The organism is Parapedobacter koreensis (genome assembly GCF_900109365.1).
Classification (GTDB): domain Bacteria; phylum Bacteroidota; class Bacteroidia; order Sphingobacteriales; family Sphingobacteriaceae; genus Parapedobacter; species Parapedobacter koreensis.
Genome location: NZ_FNZR01000003.1, coordinates 561897 through 579033, shown reverse-complemented (window position 1 = coordinate 579033; position 17137 = coordinate 561897). Strand labels below are relative to the sequence as shown.

Here is a 17137-nt window from a genome sequence, read left to right as displayed (position 1 = left end):
TTTATCTAACGCGTTTAATTATCTCAATCAAACAATTCCTCAATGATCCATCACGGCTCCACGATAAGCCTGGTCATCAATTGGGGACTTCCGCCATGGTGCCCCGTTGCCAGACCAGTCACAAGCCCAAGTGCTACGCGATGGCTCAATGCAACCTTAACCTGCGGATGCAACACCGTCTCCCAACCATGCGGTGTCCACTCCTGGTTGACTTCCATGCCCACGAAATGATTACCCTCCACCATGTAGTGGAGGCTGTAATTCAATTGGTATACAAATTGCCGTGCTCCCGGTTCGGCTGAAAACACCCACTCCGGACCGGTATACAACAGGGTATGGACATGCCGACCCCAGCGCTTTGCCGCGACAAAAATAGGGTTTTCCGAGTTGGCATAAAAGAAGTCTTTGCCCTGCCGCACCGAATAGGCCGAATGGAAGCGGAACTCGTGGATAAACGCGATGGCCATTGAAGTCTGCGCGCGCTTAGATACGAGAAACGTATACTGCCCTGCCAGTTTCAATCCTTCCACCTTGCTGTGCGGCATTGCGGAAGCATCCATCGCCACGTCCGGCGTGTTATATAACGAGAAGGGCATCTCCACTTCCAGTCCTAAACGGTCGGCCACAGCAAACTCGTACTCGGCAAAGCCCTGCACCGTGTTATATTCACCCATCTCCTGATAGCTCATCCCGACATTGATTTCTTTTTCGCCACGATGTGCGCCCAGATCGCGCATGAGATCAATATAGAGGGGCTCGGCATGTTTTATTTTATACGGTTTTTCGCTGGTCTGCGAAAGCGCAGCTACCGGCAGCTTCATAATCAAGAAAAGGTACAGCATTCGTTTCATAGCACAAGGCTACGCCAGAATGTTGAAATGAAGTTGGATTCATGCCCTTACTTCAAAAACATGGTACCCGCCGTCATATGAATAGGTGATTTCCAAGTGGTATAGCTTGCCGATGGCACTAACGATCGCCAGTCCCAGCCCTGAGGATTGGGTGCTTGAATCCCCTTTATGAAAACGCTCAAACACCAGCCGCTGGTCGAGTGCTTGCGGTAAGCCGGTATTACGCACCTCCACACGGCCGGGGCCTACCGTTAGGTCAATACTGCCACCTGTGTGATTATGGAAAATGGCATTTTTCAATAAATTGGTAATCAGCAGGGCTGCCAAATCCCTGTTGATGGTAGTCTCCCAAACACCGTTTCTGCGGAATGTAAGCTGTATATGCCGCCGCGTAGCAAGGACTTCCAGCTCACCGGCCAGATCTTCAGCAAGGCGGTCAAATGCGTAGGGAACACTATCGGCAAATTGGTGGTTTTCAATCTTGACAAGCATGAGCAGTGTTTTATTCAGCCGCGTGAGGCGGCGAAGCATATCGCTCACCCGGATGATTTCCTTGGCTATGGGAGCCGTCATCTCCTCCTTCTCCAGCAAAAGCTCCAGCTTATTCAGGCTCACGGCCAATGGCGTCTGCAATTCGTGGGCAACATTTGCGGTAAATTCTTCTTGGCTGCGATAGGTTTCTTCCGTGCGTTGAACCAGTTGACCGACGGCTTCGTTCAGTTCATTAAATTCTTTCACCTGGGTAATGGGTAGGTCCAAGCGTTGGTTTTTGTCGATTTGAAAATGGCTCAGTTGGGCGACCAACTGGTAAAATGGGGTCCAAACCCGTTGAAGGATGACGTTATTCAGCAGCAGGATGCTCACCAGCAACGCAAGATAGAGCCCGCCTACAGACAGGGCCAGTGAGGACATCAGGTGGTCTATCTCATCCGTCGCCAACGAGGTGCTCAGCAAGTAGTAATTGCCGTTCAGCTCGAATGCGGTGTGGAGTACGCGCGCGGGAACTTCCTCGGATCCCTGCGGCATTATGACGTAGCCATCCTCGTAGGTGTCGCTGACGGCAAATGCCTCTTCCCGGGTGGCTTTACGGATTTCAAAGGATTTGCCCCAAAACCCATGGCGCGCCAATACCGTAGAATCACGCTGCGCTTCTTCGATAATATCCAGTTTATAATTATTAAGGTTGTGATCCAGATCGGCGTTGATCTGACCACGGAGGTACAAAAAGAAAAGCCATCCCCATAGCCCCACGACCAAGAGGAGGGCCACTGCCAAATACCCCAGTGTGTGATTTAACAGCTTCATAATGCTTCCAGCCGGTATCCCATTCCATATACAGGCTGGATCCTGATTTTGGCACCCCCATCACGCAACTTCTTCCGGAGGTTTTTGATCTGCGAATAGATGAAGTCGTAGTCATCGGCATCTTCCATGTAGTCTCCCCATACTTTTTCGGCAAGGGACGGTTTGCTGACAATCCGATTTTTATTCAGGATGAAATAGACTAAAATATCGAACTCCTTGCGGTTCAGTGTGAGTGGCGTTTCGTCGATACTGGCGGAAAAATTGTCCATATCCACGTGTATGTTCTGGAATGATACCGTGTTTTTCCGGCCAAAAGACCGCCTGCGCAGCAGCGATTTGACACGAGCATTCAACTCGGCCAAGTGGAAAGGCTTGGTCAGGTAGTCGTCAGCACCAAGGTCAAGACCCGTAATCTTATCGTGCACGGAGTCCTTCGCAGAAATAATGATGACATTATCCCCTTTTTCAATGCTCCGCAGGTGCCGCAGTATATTCAGCCCGCTGCCACCGGGCAGCATGATGTCCAACAAAATACAGTCGTAGTCGAAAAAACTTACTTTATTGATGGCTTCGTCAAATGCATTGGCTGTCTCGACGTGGAAATTTTCTTTCTCCAATGACTCCCGGATAGTTTCCTGCAATGACAATTCATCCTCGATGACCAAGATGTTCATAGTCGCTCCATTTTTGTGGGAAGGCAATTTCGCGCAAGATACTGAAATGAAGTTGGAATCGGATACGGTAGCGCCTAATTAGCCGATTCGCTGTTCTTCGGCAGCGGGATACGAGCTGGCAATGGCTGTTTCTTCTTCAGGATATCCCCCGCATAGCCCGTAAGGTACAGGTAATAATCATGTTGCCCGGTCCGAAGGTACCACGCTGGAGGTAATGCCCCCATCCCTTGCCTGCGGCGTCTTCTGGTGTATTGTGCCATCCTTGATAGCCCGCCATAATGAACCCTTTGTAACTCGTGAATCGGGAAGTTTTACTATGTTTGCGCTGTGCAAAGCCTGCTATGCTCACCAACATCGCGCTGAGCAATACCATGGTGTATTTCTTGCTGTTCATCTGTTTGATAGTTATAAAGATTAGCGCGGCCTATTTGCTTTCAGGCTGCCAAATTGCCTATTCGGTTTGTTTCCCATCGTCATTTCGAGCGTCCCGCCCTTCGTGATGTCGCTGTGCAGCAGGTATGAATGTGGATAATCTTTCCCATTGAGCCTGATGCTTTGGACGTAAATATTCTCCGGGCTATTGTTGATGGCTGTCACCACAAATTTTTTCCCTGCCGGAAGGTTGATGGTCGCTTTGTCGACCGCCGGACTGCCGATCACATACGTCCCGGAGGCTGGAAATACCGGATAAAATCCCATTGCCGAAAAGATATACCAAGCCGACATGGCCCCGCAGTCTTCATTGCCAATAATACCCGCCGGTTTGTCGTGGTAAAATTCGTTCATGATATACCGCACTTTTTCCGCAGTTTTCCATTGCTCACCCGCGTGGGCATACAGGTACGTAATGTGGTGGCTCGGTTCGTTGCCATGCGCATATTGACCGATGCCACCGGTGAGATCCACCAAATCGCCTGCCAATGGAATGGTAAAGAACGTGTCGAGTTTGGCACGGAAGGACGCCTCGCCTCCCAGCAGGTCAATGAGGCCATAGACGTCCTGTGGGACTAGCCACAGGTACTGCCAAGAATTACCTTCTGCGAAATCATTGCCATAAGGCCGTACGGACTTAAGCGGATCGAAATTGGGATTCCAGCTCCCGTCACTCATTTTGCCGCGCAGGAAGCCGACGCTGGCATCGAAATAATGCCGGTAGTTCCTGGCCCGTTTTTCGAAGTACGCATAGTCATTGGCTTTGCCCATTGCATTGGCCATCAGCGCAATGCTGCCATCGCCAATGCCCAGTTCCAGGGCTTGGGCTACCGGCCGCGCCACGCGCACGTCCGAGGGAATCGGTTTGAGCTCGCGAAGATAGTTTTGCCCGCGAAGATCAGACATCGCTGTAGCTTTCATCGCACTGAACGCGCGCTCGGGATCAAAGCCGCCGATGCCTTTCAGGTAAGCTTCGGCAATGATCTGCTGGCTGCTTATCCCCACCATCGTACCGGTCTCGTAGCCCATGAGGTGCCAGACAGGCAAACTCCCCTGTTGGTCATAGATGGCCAGCATCGCATTGACCATATCGCTTACACGGTCGGGCTGGGTAAGCACAAAAAGCGGGTGGGCCGATCGATAGGTATCCCACGTGGAGAAGATACTGTAGTTTGCAAAAGGTGCTTTTTCATAAACCTGTTGATCAGTACCGCGATAGTCGCCGTTGTGATCGTTGAACAAGGCAGGGTTGATCATCGTGTGGTACATCGCGGTATAAAAAATCCGTTTATCCACTGGGTTTTTGGTCTCAATGGTCAGTTTGGAAAGCGCTTGGTTCCACTTGTCGTCGGCTGCCTGCACCAGTTTTTCGAAATTCCAGTCGGGTGCTTCGGCGGCGATATTCGCCAGGGCATTGTCCGCGCTCACGGGCGAAATGCCGACTTTGAATTGGACGACGCCGGGAGATTTACCCAGTGAAATAAGGCCCTTAACGGCCTTATCTTTAGCGCGCTTTCCTTCCACGGGATTTGTGTCATGATAAAGCGTGAAATCACTGATGGGCACCGAGGATTTCACGGCGAAATAAATGAGTTGCGTTTTTGCCCAGCCGGATGACGAGCGGTAACCTTTTAGCGTATAGTCGTCTACCTGCTCCAGGTAGGTATCGGTGGATTGGTCATTTATCCCCTCCTTGAGATCGATGATGACGCGCGCGTCTTCACTGGCAGGAAATTGGTAACGGTGAAATCCGACCCGCTCAGTCGCCGCAAGCTCAACGGCAACACCGTTGGCCAGCTTGACGGCGTAATAGCCGGGTTTCACCACCTCGTTTTGATGCGAAAAGAGCGATGCATAGCCGCTGCCGGGTGATGTTTCCTCTCCCTTATCGAGCTTAACCTCGCCCGTATAGGGCATGAAGAGGATGTCCGAAAGATCGCCAATGCCGGTACCGCTGAGGTGCGTATGTGCAAATCCCCGGATCACGCTATCCTGATAGTTGTAGCCCGAGCACCAGTCCCAACCTTTATAGAAATTATCAGGCCCCAACTGGACGGCGCCGAAGGGAACACTAGCACCCACGAAAACATGGCCGTGATCGCCAGAGCCGATCAAGGGATCTACAAACGACGTGAGTTTTGGTGTCTGGGCAGCAAGCGGCCACACACCAACAGCCATCACGGCAAAGAAAAAGGAAAATGCTAATTTAGCTGAGCGCCGATAAAAAAGATTCATAAAATTGGTTTAAACAGCAATTGGGACACGCCCGATTACCAAAGGCCAAAAGAATGACCAACCAATTAATAAACGCTTAAAAAATCCTTAATCCGAAACGTTATGCCGGAATCACCGAAAACGTATCTCTTTTGTTACAACCATAAATATCCAGCTAAAGGATATCTTGGATATAAAAACGTTGAAAGACCGCCTTCGCCTCTTTATCTCCTGAAAAATGAAGGCCGGGTCGGGGGCTTCGATCCCATTGGATAATTCCTTGTAGGCTGGATCCCTGGCGATCATTGGCCTCCAATTCCGTCCACTGTCCATTGACGTTATAAAATGCCCGATACGTAAAATCAGGTCCTACCGTAAGCTTGAGTGAGACAGTGGATAGGTCGTCGGGAAGATCCGCCCCACCGAGCGTTTCTTTTTTTCCCTGTCTGACCGTCCAGAATTGCAACGTATGCTGCGTTATACCCACGCCAATAGCGCCGTCCTGATCGCCGTAGATAACAAGCCCTTTTTGGGCGTCTGCGTTACTTCGTGCCAGATCTATCGTGGTGCCCATCTCATATGCTGTAGCGGTCGGCCTCACCGACAAGGCAATGCCGGTAGGATTTTCCGGAAAAACAGATCCGCCAAGCTCCAGGCCATAACGCGTCTGCTGGAATGCCGGCTTGGAATGGCGATAGTCCCATTGCCAGAACGGCATGTCCCTGTTATCAGACAAAAAATCCGCAGCCAAGGCTTCCGGCCGTTCATCCCCAGCAGGAATGAAGGTAAATACGGGCTCACCGGATGGCGACCAAGCCAATTCCGCCAGTAGACCTTGCCTGCCTGTGTAGGTCGTACCTACTTTATTGTAGCCATGAAACAAATAATAGATCTTGTCGCCATTGGCTACAAACGTACCATGCCCCATGCATTTCCAATCGGCATTTTCGCCCAGCAGCACCGCGGCCCCTACTCGCTCATAAGGTCCTCGGATGGAGCGCGAACGCGCGGCCTGCACGTGATAGTCGCAGCGCACGCCGCAACAATTGCCAGCGGAATAGAACATATAATAATAACCGTCATGACGAAGGAAACTTTGTCCCTCGATGCCTACCCGCGCGGTATCCATCAAAAGCGAAAAAGGCTCGCCTTCCAATTGCAGGCCATCGGACGATAATTTACTCCCCAACAGTTCAATAGGACGTTTATCAAGCCCATACGCTTTCCAGGTGATGTATAAATCCGTTCCTTCTTTGACGACAAAGGCGTCAATGGATTCGGTCCCGTAAGCCACGACCACGCCTTTATCGACAAAGCCCCTATCCGGATAGCGCGATGTGGCGACACCGATGCACGATACGCCGTCTCCTTTTCGTTTGGCGGAATAATATACATAGTACAACCCATCATGATAAAAATACTCGGGTGCCCAAAATGCAGATGCCGTCCAAGCCGGTAGCTCGTCAAAAACAAATCCCTGTTGTTTCCAGCTTTTCAGGTCATTAGAGGCATAAATGGGAAAATGCGGACCCCACTCGCTGGACGTACCAATGGCGTAATAGCGCCCGTCAACACCAATCACCGTAGGATCCGGAAAGTCGCCCGGAATAGTGGCTTTTCCTTGGCCGTTACTCAAAGACACGTGAAAAACCAGGCAATACAACACCAACCAAGCACTTAGCAATTTTGGATAACCAACTATCATGAATTTATGGATTTAAAAGACCAGTCGGTAAAATTATAAAAAATTGTCCGATGCTCGGTCGTGTGTAACCTATTCATCACACATTTTGACTTTTCCGGAACATGATTATCTTTACGGCACTTAAAACTGTTATAAGCAAATGAAAGGTTTTTTTGGAGCAATAATGATAATGGCTGCCATCGCATTGACGTGGTCATGCGGTTCGGAAGACTGTAATTGCACGGTTGCAACGGAAGATCGCTATACCGCGATGACCGACTCGTTGACTGCCAACCTGGAATGGCCGGAAAATCTGGATATCAAGGTATTCGCAGGTGCTGATTTGGTACCCAGTCCATCCTGCCTCGCCGTGTCCGCTTCCGGCGCTGTCTTTGTAGGTGTCGACAAGATGGGATCGCTCGGAAAAGAAATGGGACACGGCGCGGTAATCAAACTGGTCGACTGCAATGGCGATGGCCTGCTGGATACCCTCACTGAATTTGCCCATATGGACAACCCCAGGGGAATACTGGCATTGGGCGACCACGTATTTGTATTGCACACCCGCTTCTCGGAAGAAACCAAAAAAGCTGCCAATATGGACCTCGTCGTCTACGAAGACCGGGATAACGACGGTGTCGCAGATGGCGAACCGCACCCATTGATTACAGACATCAGTAATCCGACTTACCTTGCCGAGCGTGGTACCGACCACGCCACCAATGGCATCCAGATGGGTATCGATGGCTGGATCTACATCGCCGTGGGCGATTTTGGCTTCCACAATGCCACGGACCGCAATGGAACGAAACTGACCATGCTTGGGGGCGGTATTGTGCGCGTGCGGCCAGACGGCACGGAGATGGAGATATATTCACATGGGCTACGGAATATCTACGATGTGGCCATCGATCCGTTCATGAATATCTTTACACGGGACAATACCAACGACGGCGGGGGCTGGAATATCCGCTTCTCCCATCAAATCCAATCGGGAGAATACGGTTATCCCATCTTGTTCCAGCATTTTACGGAAGAAATCATTCCGGCTTTGATAGATCTGGGCGGTGGCTCGGGAACCGGCGCATTGTACCTTAATGACGAGCGTTGGCCGGAAGAATACAACAACACCCCACTGATGGCGGATTGGGGCCGGAGCTACCTTTACAGGCATCCCGTAGCACCAGATAAAGCAACATTTACCCAACGCGAAGAAAAATTCATCCAGCTGCCACAAATCACTGATGTGGACGTAGATGCTTCCGGCATCCTATATTTATCGGCCTGGGATGGTGCAGGGTATTCCGGAAGCCCGGATATCGGCTATGTCATACGCGCCGTTCCAAAGGGATTTGATCGCGAGCCATTTGCTGGCGTACAGGGGTTGTCCGAGCGGAAACTGGTGGCGCTACTGAAGGCTAAAAATGCAAAAACCCGGCTGGCCGCCCAATACGAACTGCTGGCCAAAACGGATAATGAGCAAGCTGCTTCATCGGTATGGAAATTGGCGAAAGATGCTTCCCTGGATATGGAATCACGCGTGGCAGCACTGTTTACCTATGCACAGCTAGCGGGAAGCGATGGCATCCCACAGTTGGTTGAAGCCGCAGCGGATACGACTCTACAGGAATTTGCACTAAGGGCATTGGCAGATCGCAAAGCTTGGGTGAAAGCAGTTCCTTTAGCACCGTTCCTTACGGGACTGCAGTCGCCTTCCCCACGGGTACAGGCCGCGGCGATTATTGGCCTTGGCCGATTGGGGAATAAGGAAGCGGTGAATGCGCTGTTGGCATTCAAGGTGCCATCATCTTTCAAAGCACCGGCGCTGGGCACTGAAGGCCCACATGCTACACCCAACGCCGAGATCGTCATCCCCCACCTGGCAGTGAAGGCGTTGGTGGCCTTGGATGCCAAGGAGGAATGCATTCAAGCGCTGAATTCCGCAAACAGCGATCTGGCCTTATGGGCAATGCGCTATATGCACGATGATCGCGTGGTACAAGCATTGATGGCGGCATACGAAAACACGAGCGACGAAGCTTTCAAAGCCAAGCTTATCAATACACTTGCACGTATCTACCACCAAGAAGCCCCGTATGATGCCTCGTGGTGGTGGAGTACCCGGCCGGATACACACGGGCCGTACTACAAAGCGATAGCATGGGATGCTACGCCGACCATCCGGGCATTTTTGTTGGAACAGTGGAAAAAAGACCAACATCCGGATAAAGATTTCTTTAAAGCGCTCAATACCCGGTATCGGCTGGGGATTGACCAATTCGGAATCATCGAAATACAAGCGCCCAAAGAGGATGCACCGCAGGTAGATTTGGAGAAGATCAAAAACAAGAAAGGACAGGTGGGCGAATCTTCCATCGAAGATGTAATGCTTGCGCTGGACAAAATCAAGGGCGATCCAAAGGAAGGGGCTGCGCTTTTCGTAAGCCAGGGCTGCAAGACCTGCCACAGCATCGACCGAAGCGAAGTGATGAAGGGACCATTCATGGGTCAGATCGGATCGATCATGAACCGCCAGCAAATCGCCGAATCCATCCTGAAGCCCAATGCCTCGATATCGCAAGGTTTTTCAACCGCCCAAATCCAGACCAAGGGCGGAGATGCGTATGTAGGTTTTGTAACGGCGGAATCGGCGGATAAATTAACCATCCGCAATATTGCGGGAGCGGCAACAACCATCGCAAAGTCGGACATCGCTGCCCGGCAAGAACTCGAATATTCCATGATGCCTGAGGGGCTGGCCAATGCCTTAAGTTATCAGGAGCTGGCGTCGTTGGTCGCTTATTTGGAAGCGCAGAAATAAGCAGGGAGCATCAGCGAGCTTCCTGCGTCTGCATACCCGGCTATTCCAGCGGGTATACAGACGCAGGGCTTGCCATTACCTGGACGTTTGAACAAAACACATTCGGACGTTTGAACAAAGACATCCAAGAGCAAGCGCACTATTTTTGTATCAACAAAATTAAACATGATGATACAGCACAACAATCAGGGAGCGCTTCAGCACCCACTCGGCACAGGCTTCAGCGCCCAATCGACAACAGCAGACGTGATCAAAGGCATCGACCTCACGGGCAAGATCGCAATCGTAACAGGAGGCAATACAGGCATCGGCCTTGAGACAGTGCGCACATTGGCGGCCGCCGGTGCGGCCGTAGTCGTTCCAGCAAGAGACGTGGAAAAAGCCCGCAAAAACCTGGAAGGCATCGCCAACGTAGAAATCGCACCAATGGACTTCATGGAGCCTGCTTCCATAGACGCATTCGCTGAAAAATTCCTTGCATCAAACAGGCCCCTGCACCTGTTGATCAATAACGCAGGTATCATGTGGGTACCACTACGCAAAGACCAGCGTGGCATCGAATCACAGCTTGCCACCAACTACATTGGCCAATTCCATTTGGCTGCAAAATTATGGCCTGCGTTAAAACAGGCAAATGGAGCAAGGGTGATCAACGTTTCTTCGCTGGGGCACCACATGGCGTCCTTCAATTTTGACGACCCGAACTTTGAACATCGCGCGTATGAAACATTGCAGGCTTATGGCCAATCCAAAACAGCCAGCAACCTGTTTGCCTTGGAGCTGGACAACCGTGCGAAAAGCTACAACGTAAGAGCATATTCGGTACACCCGGGATCAATCGCCGGTACGGAACTGGCCAGGGAGGCATCTGCCAAGTTGTTTCAGCAAATGGGATTCCTGGATGGAGACGGCAACCTGCGCCCCGAAGTTTTGGCATCCCTGAAGACCATACCCCAGGGCGCTGCAACCACCGTATGGGCTGCAACCAGTCCGTTGCTCAGTGACATCGGCGGGGTATACTGCGAAGACGCTGATATCGCCGAACTGCTATCCGCTGATCCCTCCGTGCAGACCCATGCAAGGCTTCATCAAAGTGGTGTACAGCAATATGCACTTGATGAGGCCAGTGCAAAGCGCTTGTGGGCACTTACCGAAGAGATGACAGGCATAAAATTCAACATTGGTTAAGCACTCGGTATACGTTCAAATGCATGATATTAGTTATTTTTGTATGGTTGGCTTCTGTGATGGGAGCCACCAAAAAGCAAGACCATGGAGTATAAAGCAAAATATATAACAAGTGATATAAAATTGTCCTGTTATGAGGATAAGTTTTTTAAATCGGACATCATGTTCGATCATCACATGCTGATCTGGTTTATCTCCGGGGAAACGAAGATTGTGCAAGCTGATGCAACCTATTTTTTCAAAAAGGGCGATATTTTTTTGATTCCAAGAAACCAATTGGCCACAATCATCAACTACCCCAAGGATGGACAGCCGCATAAAACCGTGGTTATGCACCTTTCAACGGCAAAGCTAAGGGAATATTACGCAAAATTGGATGTAACACTAAAAGCGTCTGCGAGCCAAAAAATACTTTCCTATAGCAATCACCCATTGCTGGAAAGTTGCCTTTCTTCGCTGGTACCCTATTTTGAGCTGAGCGATCTGCCCGAAGCTATCGCTTCCCTTAAAATAACGGAAGCAATAAGTATCCTAAGGACGATTGACAAAACGGTAGACAATGTACTGGCCAATTTTGAGGAACCGGGAAAGATAGATCTTGCCAGCTACATGCTGAAGAATTTCATGTTCAATCTACCACTTGAAAAATTTTGTTACCTCACCGGCCGCAGCCTGACGACCTTCAAGCGGGACTTTCAAAAAGCATTCAACATGACGCCGCAGCGCTGGCTGACGCAGAAACGATTAGAACTGGCGCATTACCATTTGGTAGAAAGGAAAGCAAAGCCAACCGATGTCTGCTACGAAGTCGGTTTTGAAAACCTATCGCATTTTTCCTTCGCCTTTAAAAAACGGTATGGCTATGCACCAACGGAGCTCTTGCAGCGGTCTTGAAAACTGATGGGCATTTATTTACAGAATACATCAAGCGGTTTAGTCAGCATACCTTTCAAGTAAAATGCCTGCGACGAGAAAAAGTAGCCCAATCCCCCCGTAGATGTAGTGGAGCAATACGATCTCACGGATCATGACCACCTGGGTCACTATCCATGTAATAGACGCTACGCCCTGGAATATGACCAGCCACAGATACCCTTGGATCCGGTTTATGACCGCCCACGCTATCAGCAGGCTTGAAAGTCCGTTGAAGATGAACAAAAGTATACCGGGGATCAGAAAGTTGGAAAACGGGCTATATTGAAGGATGCTTACGGGTATCCGGATGGCATATCCCTGGGGATCGATGATTAAAATCCCACCTCCAGCTATCGCTGAAAGGCCATTGAAAATAAGCAAAAAAATTGCAAAAAGACGTAGCCGTTTCATAACAGTATGCAATTTATAAGAAAGTTAATGTGTTAACAATGATCCCCTTTAGGGAGAAAAATGATCGTAGTCATCATAACAGGAAAATACTTTAGCGGAAGACAACGGACGTCATCGTGCCGTGGTGTCTAAATACACCCTTCGGGAAATATCGTCAACATATCGGGAAATACAGATGCCGCAGTCACAACTGGGTGGGCCTACCTTTGTGTCACAATAAAATGGTAACATCAAACATATTGTTATGAGACAAAAAAAATCATCCTGGTTATCGTTGGCAGTATTGCCCTTGCTCATTACCGCTTGTGATAAAGATAATGACAAAAAACCAACAACAACTGCAGCGACAATTACCATCGAAAATGTATTGGATTCACGGCCACTTGTGCAGTCGGGCAAATTTCAGCATTCGGAGTCATCACCGGTTGTGTTGCCCGGGGAGTCCATATCTTTCAGCTTTTCAGCTGCGAAGGGCCAGGCCATCACCTTCGCCAGCATGTATGGTTGGTCCAACGACTTGTTTTTTGCGCCCGCCAATCCCGGCATCCTGCTTTATGAAGAAGACGGTACCCCGATCACAGGCGATGTATCGGCACAAATCAAGCTGTGGGACAATGGCACACGCATCAATCAACCCCCTGGGGCATCGATTGCGCATCCCGGCACCGCAGAAGCTACCCTCAAAAACATCACCGAAGTAAACGGCACGGATGCTCAGGGCAATGCCTATGCCCCTGCCCCATCACTGATGAAACTGGCACTGGAATACAACGGCAATTCCATGTTTACATTGACAATTACCAATACCTCGGGTGCCACGGCCAACCCGACGCCCTTCAGTCCCGGTGTATGGGCAATTTCCTATATTGCAGGGGGCGACTTGCTAAATCCGATGCCCCTATACGAAGCGGAGCAACCCACGGCAAACGGGCTTACAGCCATTGCCGAAATGGGTGACAATACTGCCTTGGGGGAATACCTCGAAGGGCAGACCGGCATTTTCACACCGCTTTCTCCGGTATTGGTGGTCGTATATAGCGGCATCGAGAATCCAATTTACAAAACGGGAGAAAATGACCGCGGAGAGGGATTGAAGGAACTGGCCCAAAAGGGAGATGCCACCGGATTGGCCGCACACTTGAAAACCCTGTCCGGTGTCAAGGAAGTATATGTTTTGGCAGAAGCAAACACAACGGTCCTATTGCCCAAAATCGAGGGGCAACCGGGTGGCAGTGCCTCCCAACAGTTGGAGGTAGCTGCAGGAGACCGCTTGGCCATTGCTACCATGTACGGTTTTTCCAACGATTGGTTTTTTGCTTCCAAAGACAATGGGGTAGACGCCATGCAAAAGGGCGACATTTCTTCATCCATCGAACTATATGACAACGGTACAGCCATCGACCAGTTCCCCGGTGCGGGCATTACCCAATTTAACCTGGCAGGCACGCCGCTCATGGAAAGCAAGCCGATACAAGCCGTTCCCAACCCCAATGCATTCACCACCTTGCCAGACATTTCGGGTATCCTGAAAGTGACCCTTCAATAAAACGATCAGTAAATGAAAACAGTATTCCGTGTACCCCAACGGGGAGAAGTTTCTACACACAACCAGCAATTGTTTGACCAATTGGAATCCGGATTGGGAAAAGTGCCCAACCTTTATGCCACAATGGCGTATTCAAACCATGCATTGGGTGCTTATCTACAATTTCAGGGCAATCCGCGGTCCCTTTCAAAAAAAGAAACCGAAGTGGTCAACCTGGTGGTCAGCCAAGTCAATAATTGCATCTATTGCCTAAGTGCGCATACCTACCTTGCCCAACTTGCGGGGTTTTCCGAAGCAGAAACCTTGGAAATCCGTGAAGCTTCCGTAACGTTCGACGAGAAACTGGATGCCTTGGCAAAATTGACGAGAAGCATTACTACAAACCGTGGCGAGGTGAATGCCGCCACGCTCGATGTGTTTTTTGAAGTCGGCTATACCAAGGAAAACCTCGTGGATACCATCGTCCTTATCGGCGATAAAACCATCACGAACCTGCTGCATGCCGTGACGAACGTTCCGGTGGACTTTCCGCTTGCCAAGGAGCTCATTACCAAGTAATACATAAGAAGAATAGTAATAATAGGTCAGATGAATAGTTTAATGAAAAAGGTTAACATCGCATCATTGGTTGCTTTTTGTTGTTTGGCGATGCTGATCCTTCCATCGGTATTGAAGGCACAGCAAGCCAACATGATGGAAGAAAAGCCGCTATTTCCGCAAAAACCGGAAGATATCAGCCCGTTGCTCATCGGGGAAAACATCCCTATGGCCACCTTGCAGGACGCTGCTGGCAGGGCCATCGATTTAAACAAGTTAGTTGCGGCAAAACCAACCATCCTCATCTTCTACCGGGGAGGCTGGTGCCCATTCTGCTCCAAGCAGCTTTCCGGCTTGCAGGATATCGCGCCGGAGCTGGAGCAACAGGGTTATCAGCTGGTTGCGGTGAGCACGGATGCTCCTGAAGGTCTTATGCAGTCGGCCACAAAGGAAAAACTGAGTTACACGTTGTTGTCAGATGCTGACCTCGCCGTGTCCAAACAATTCGGCATCGCGTTCAAGGCACCGAAGGGGTATTGGGAAATGTTGCCCAAGACCACCGACGGGAAGAATGTAGATCTATTGCTTCCGGTTCCGTCGGTATTCATTCTGGACACAAAGGGCGTTATTCAATTCGAGTACATCAATCCCGACTTCAAACAACGGCTCAGTCCGGAATTGCTGACGGCTGTGGCCGCAAGCATCAAAAAAGACCATTAATTACATAAAATTATGAGAACAATCGTCCTGTTTTTCCTCCTCACCATGGCGGGCACCGTTGTTGCCCAAAAACGGGAAACAGCTAAGAACAACTCCGCGCAGGAGATCGTGTTTAAGACCACGAAGTGGGCGGCTGTCGCAGCCGAAGCAAAGAAAAGTGGCCAGTACATTTTTGTGGATGCCTACACCAGCTGGTGTGGCCCCTGCAAGCTACTGAAAGCTACCACATTCAAGGACAAGGATGCTGTAGCGTATTTCAACAGTCATTTTATCAACTATACAGCCGATATGGAGCAAGGTGAAGGGATAGGACTTGCTGAAAAGTGGAATGTCACCGCCTATCCTGCGTTGCTTTTCTTTACCCCCGAGGGAAAGATGGTATTGAAGCAGGTTGGGTACGTAGACGGCAAGAAACTGGTTGAAATTGGGCAGCAGGCATTGGCAAAGCAATAGATCAAACTTTCGGTATCTTTGATACGACAGAAACGATACAGACAATGGTCAAAAGCGAAAATAACATTAGGGAATACCACGAGGAATCGACGGCAGCCCATTTCACCATGCATGTCAACAATCGTACGTTGAAGGGACAGGGGTTCAGCAGTGCAGTACCTGACTCCATCAATACGTTTGTCATCAACAAGGGTGCGGCTCAACAGGTCATCATTGACGAAATTGCCTACACCATGCCAGCGGCTTCCATATTGCCTGTGGTTTCCAACCAGCATTTCGTCTTTGCGCATCCCGAACAGCTCATTGCCTGGCAGTTCAACCGCGAGTTCTATTGTATTGTAGACCACGATGCTGAAGTAGGTTGTGTGGGCTTCCTGTTCTACGGGGTGCAGCACCCGATATTCATCACCCTTGACGAAGCGGAAAAGGAAGTTTTTTTTCAGTTGGAAAAGATGTTTTCCGATGAGTGGCAGTCGCGGGACAGCTTCCAGGGCGAGATGCTGCGTACCCTGCTGAAACACCTCATAATCAAGATTACCCGTATCGCTAAACGGCAAAATAGCAGCTACCAGCAATTCCCAGACGAACGGATGGATATCGTGCGTAAATTTTCGCTAATGGTGGAAATCAACTTTAAAAAAGAACACGGTGTAGGTTTCTATGCGGCAGCATTGAATAAGTCGCCCAAAACACTGAGCAACATGTTTGCGCTGCTCAAGCAACCCGCTCCATCCAAGCTGATACAAAACAGGATCATCTTAGAGGCCAAGCGCTACCTCCATTATACAGATAAGTCAGCAAAAGAAATCGCCTATGAATTGGGGTTCGAAAGTCCTACCCACTTCAGCAGGTTCTTCAAGCTGTATTCAGGCACCAATGTTTCGGCATTCAGAAAACTATAGCATGTTGCCTTCAGCCCTTCCAGACCTTACGGTAGTAATATTACCCCTTCCATGTCCGTGGCAGCTCTTTGTCAAAACGGGAAAGCGAGACCATCACATTGGCGGTCTCCCAACACCACAGGGCGATGTACTGCCTCAGCGCACACACCATGATTGGTAAGCTGAACGGCTTCAGCGACGGAGAGATTATCCAGTTGCGCAGAGGCAGAGCGCCCTTTGACGGACGGTTGGATGCGTTAGTTCAATTGGCCAAGGGCATCGTGGAAGAAAAGGAAAAGGTCACCCCCATATTGCTTGAAAATTTTTTCAACGAAGGTTACACCCTTGAAAACCTCGTTGATTTGCTTCACGTGGTCGGGGATAGTTTCATCACCAATTTCACGGGCAAGGTATTGGATGTCTCCATCGATTTTCCGCTGGTGGATGAACTATAAAAATGGAAGAAGATGAACAATCAATGTATAATTCAAAAACTGTGTGATGT

At 49.9% G+C, this 17137-nt stretch carries 16 protein-coding genes; 9 read left to right on the top strand and 7 right to left on the bottom strand.

From position 1 onward, the window contains the following. Positions 1-50 precede the first annotated feature (50 nt). The 6 genes from BMW65_RS10305 to BMW65_RS10280 all read right to left on the bottom strand — a co-directional run bounded on the left by BMW65_RS10305 (position 51) and on the right by BMW65_RS10280 (position 7181). On the bottom strand, positions 51-851 hold the full coding sequence (locus BMW65_RS10305; RefSeq protein ID WP_143053858.1) for an HAEPLYID family protein: 801 nt from the start codon (positions 849-851) through the stop codon (positions 51-53). 39 nt (positions 852-890) lie between these two features. Then, positions 891-2156 (bottom strand): sensor histidine kinase, encoded by a 1266-nt coding sequence (locus BMW65_RS10300; protein ID WP_090605085.1) that lies wholly within the window; start codon positions 2154-2156, stop codon positions 891-893. Further along, the gene (locus tag BMW65_RS10295) at positions 2153-2830 is read right to left on the bottom strand and encodes a response regulator transcription factor (RefSeq protein WP_090605083.1); all 678 of its coding nucleotides are present in this window, start codon (positions 2828-2830) and stop codon (positions 2153-2155) included. Before BMW65_RS10295 ends, BMW65_RS10300 begins: the two co-directional genes overlap by 4 nt. Before the next feature lie 136 nt (positions 2831-2966). Then, positions 2967-3224 carry a hypothetical protein gene (locus tag BMW65_RS10290; RefSeq protein ID WP_090605081.1) on the bottom strand — a complete coding sequence of 86 codons (258 nt, stop codon included), beginning with the start codon at positions 3222-3224 and terminating at the stop codon, positions 2967-2969. A gap of 20 nt (positions 3225-3244) precedes the next feature. Continuing rightward, positions 3245-5497, bottom strand: coding sequence for a GH92 family glycosyl hydrolase (locus tag BMW65_RS10285; protein ID WP_090605080.1), 2253 nt, complete (start codon positions 5495-5497; stop codon positions 3245-3247). A 154-nt stretch (positions 5498-5651) separates the two neighbouring features. Continuing rightward, positions 5652-7181, bottom strand: a complete 1530-nt coding sequence (locus BMW65_RS10280) for a glycoside hydrolase family 43 protein (protein WP_090605078.1) — start codon at positions 7179-7181, stop codon at positions 5652-5654. A gap of 139 nt (positions 7182-7320) precedes the next feature. Between BMW65_RS10280 and BMW65_RS10275 the strand changes: the two genes are divergently transcribed. The 3 genes from BMW65_RS10275 to BMW65_RS10265 all read left to right on the top strand — a co-directional run bounded on the left by BMW65_RS10275 (position 7321) and on the right by BMW65_RS10265 (position 12063). Then, a complete protein-coding gene (locus tag BMW65_RS10275; RefSeq protein WP_218145384.1) occupies positions 7321-9981 on the top strand; it encodes a PQQ-dependent sugar dehydrogenase in 2661 nt (886 codons plus the stop codon). A 165-nt stretch (positions 9982-10146) separates the two neighbouring features. After that, complete coding sequence (locus BMW65_RS10270; protein WP_245747603.1) at positions 10147-11169, top strand: SDR family NAD(P)-dependent oxidoreductase; 1023 nt, start codon at positions 10147-10149, stop codon at positions 11167-11169. 162 nt (positions 11170-11331) lie between these two features. Further along, positions 11332-12063 (top strand): AraC family transcriptional regulator, encoded by a 732-nt coding sequence (locus BMW65_RS10265; protein WP_245747597.1) that lies wholly within the window; start codon positions 11332-11334, stop codon positions 12061-12063. Between the two features lie 39 nt (positions 12064-12102). Here the strand turns inward: BMW65_RS10265 and BMW65_RS10260 are convergent, their stop codons facing one another. Further along, complete coding sequence (locus tag BMW65_RS10260; RefSeq protein ID WP_090605075.1) at positions 12103-12495, bottom strand: hypothetical protein; 393 nt, start codon at positions 12493-12495, stop codon at positions 12103-12105. A 244-nt stretch (positions 12496-12739) separates the two neighbouring features. Between BMW65_RS10260 and BMW65_RS10255 the strand changes: the two genes are divergently transcribed. The 6 genes from BMW65_RS10255 (at position 12740) to BMW65_RS10230 (ending at position 17087) form a co-directional block, all read left to right on the top strand. Beyond that, positions 12740-14041 carry a spondin domain-containing protein gene (locus BMW65_RS10255; protein ID WP_090605074.1) on the top strand — a complete coding sequence of 434 codons (1302 nt, stop codon included), beginning with the start codon at positions 12740-12742 and terminating at the stop codon, positions 14039-14041. Positions 14042-14053: 12 nt separating this feature from the next. Further along, on the top strand, positions 14054-14599 hold the full coding sequence (locus BMW65_RS10250) for a carboxymuconolactone decarboxylase family protein (protein ID WP_090605072.1): 546 nt from the start codon (positions 14054-14056) through the stop codon (positions 14597-14599). 42 nt (positions 14600-14641) lie between these two features. Then, positions 14642-15298, top strand: coding sequence for a peroxiredoxin-like family protein (locus tag BMW65_RS10245; protein ID WP_245747595.1), 657 nt, complete (start codon positions 14642-14644; stop codon positions 15296-15298). A gap of 12 nt (positions 15299-15310) precedes the next feature. Next, positions 15311-15751: a thioredoxin family protein gene (locus BMW65_RS10240; RefSeq protein ID WP_090605069.1), complete on the top strand. Its 441-nt coding sequence runs from the start codon at positions 15311-15313 to the stop codon at positions 15749-15751. Between the two features lie 44 nt (positions 15752-15795). Further along, the gene (locus BMW65_RS10235; RefSeq protein ID WP_090605067.1) at positions 15796-16653 is read left to right on the top strand and encodes an AraC family transcriptional regulator; all 858 of its coding nucleotides are present in this window, start codon (positions 15796-15798) and stop codon (positions 16651-16653) included. A gap of 68 nt (positions 16654-16721) precedes the next feature. After that, entirely contained in the window at positions 16722-17087 is a 366-nt protein-coding gene (locus tag BMW65_RS10230; protein ID WP_090605066.1) for a carboxymuconolactone decarboxylase family protein, read from the top strand. Positions 17088-17137: the final 50 nt, after the last annotated feature.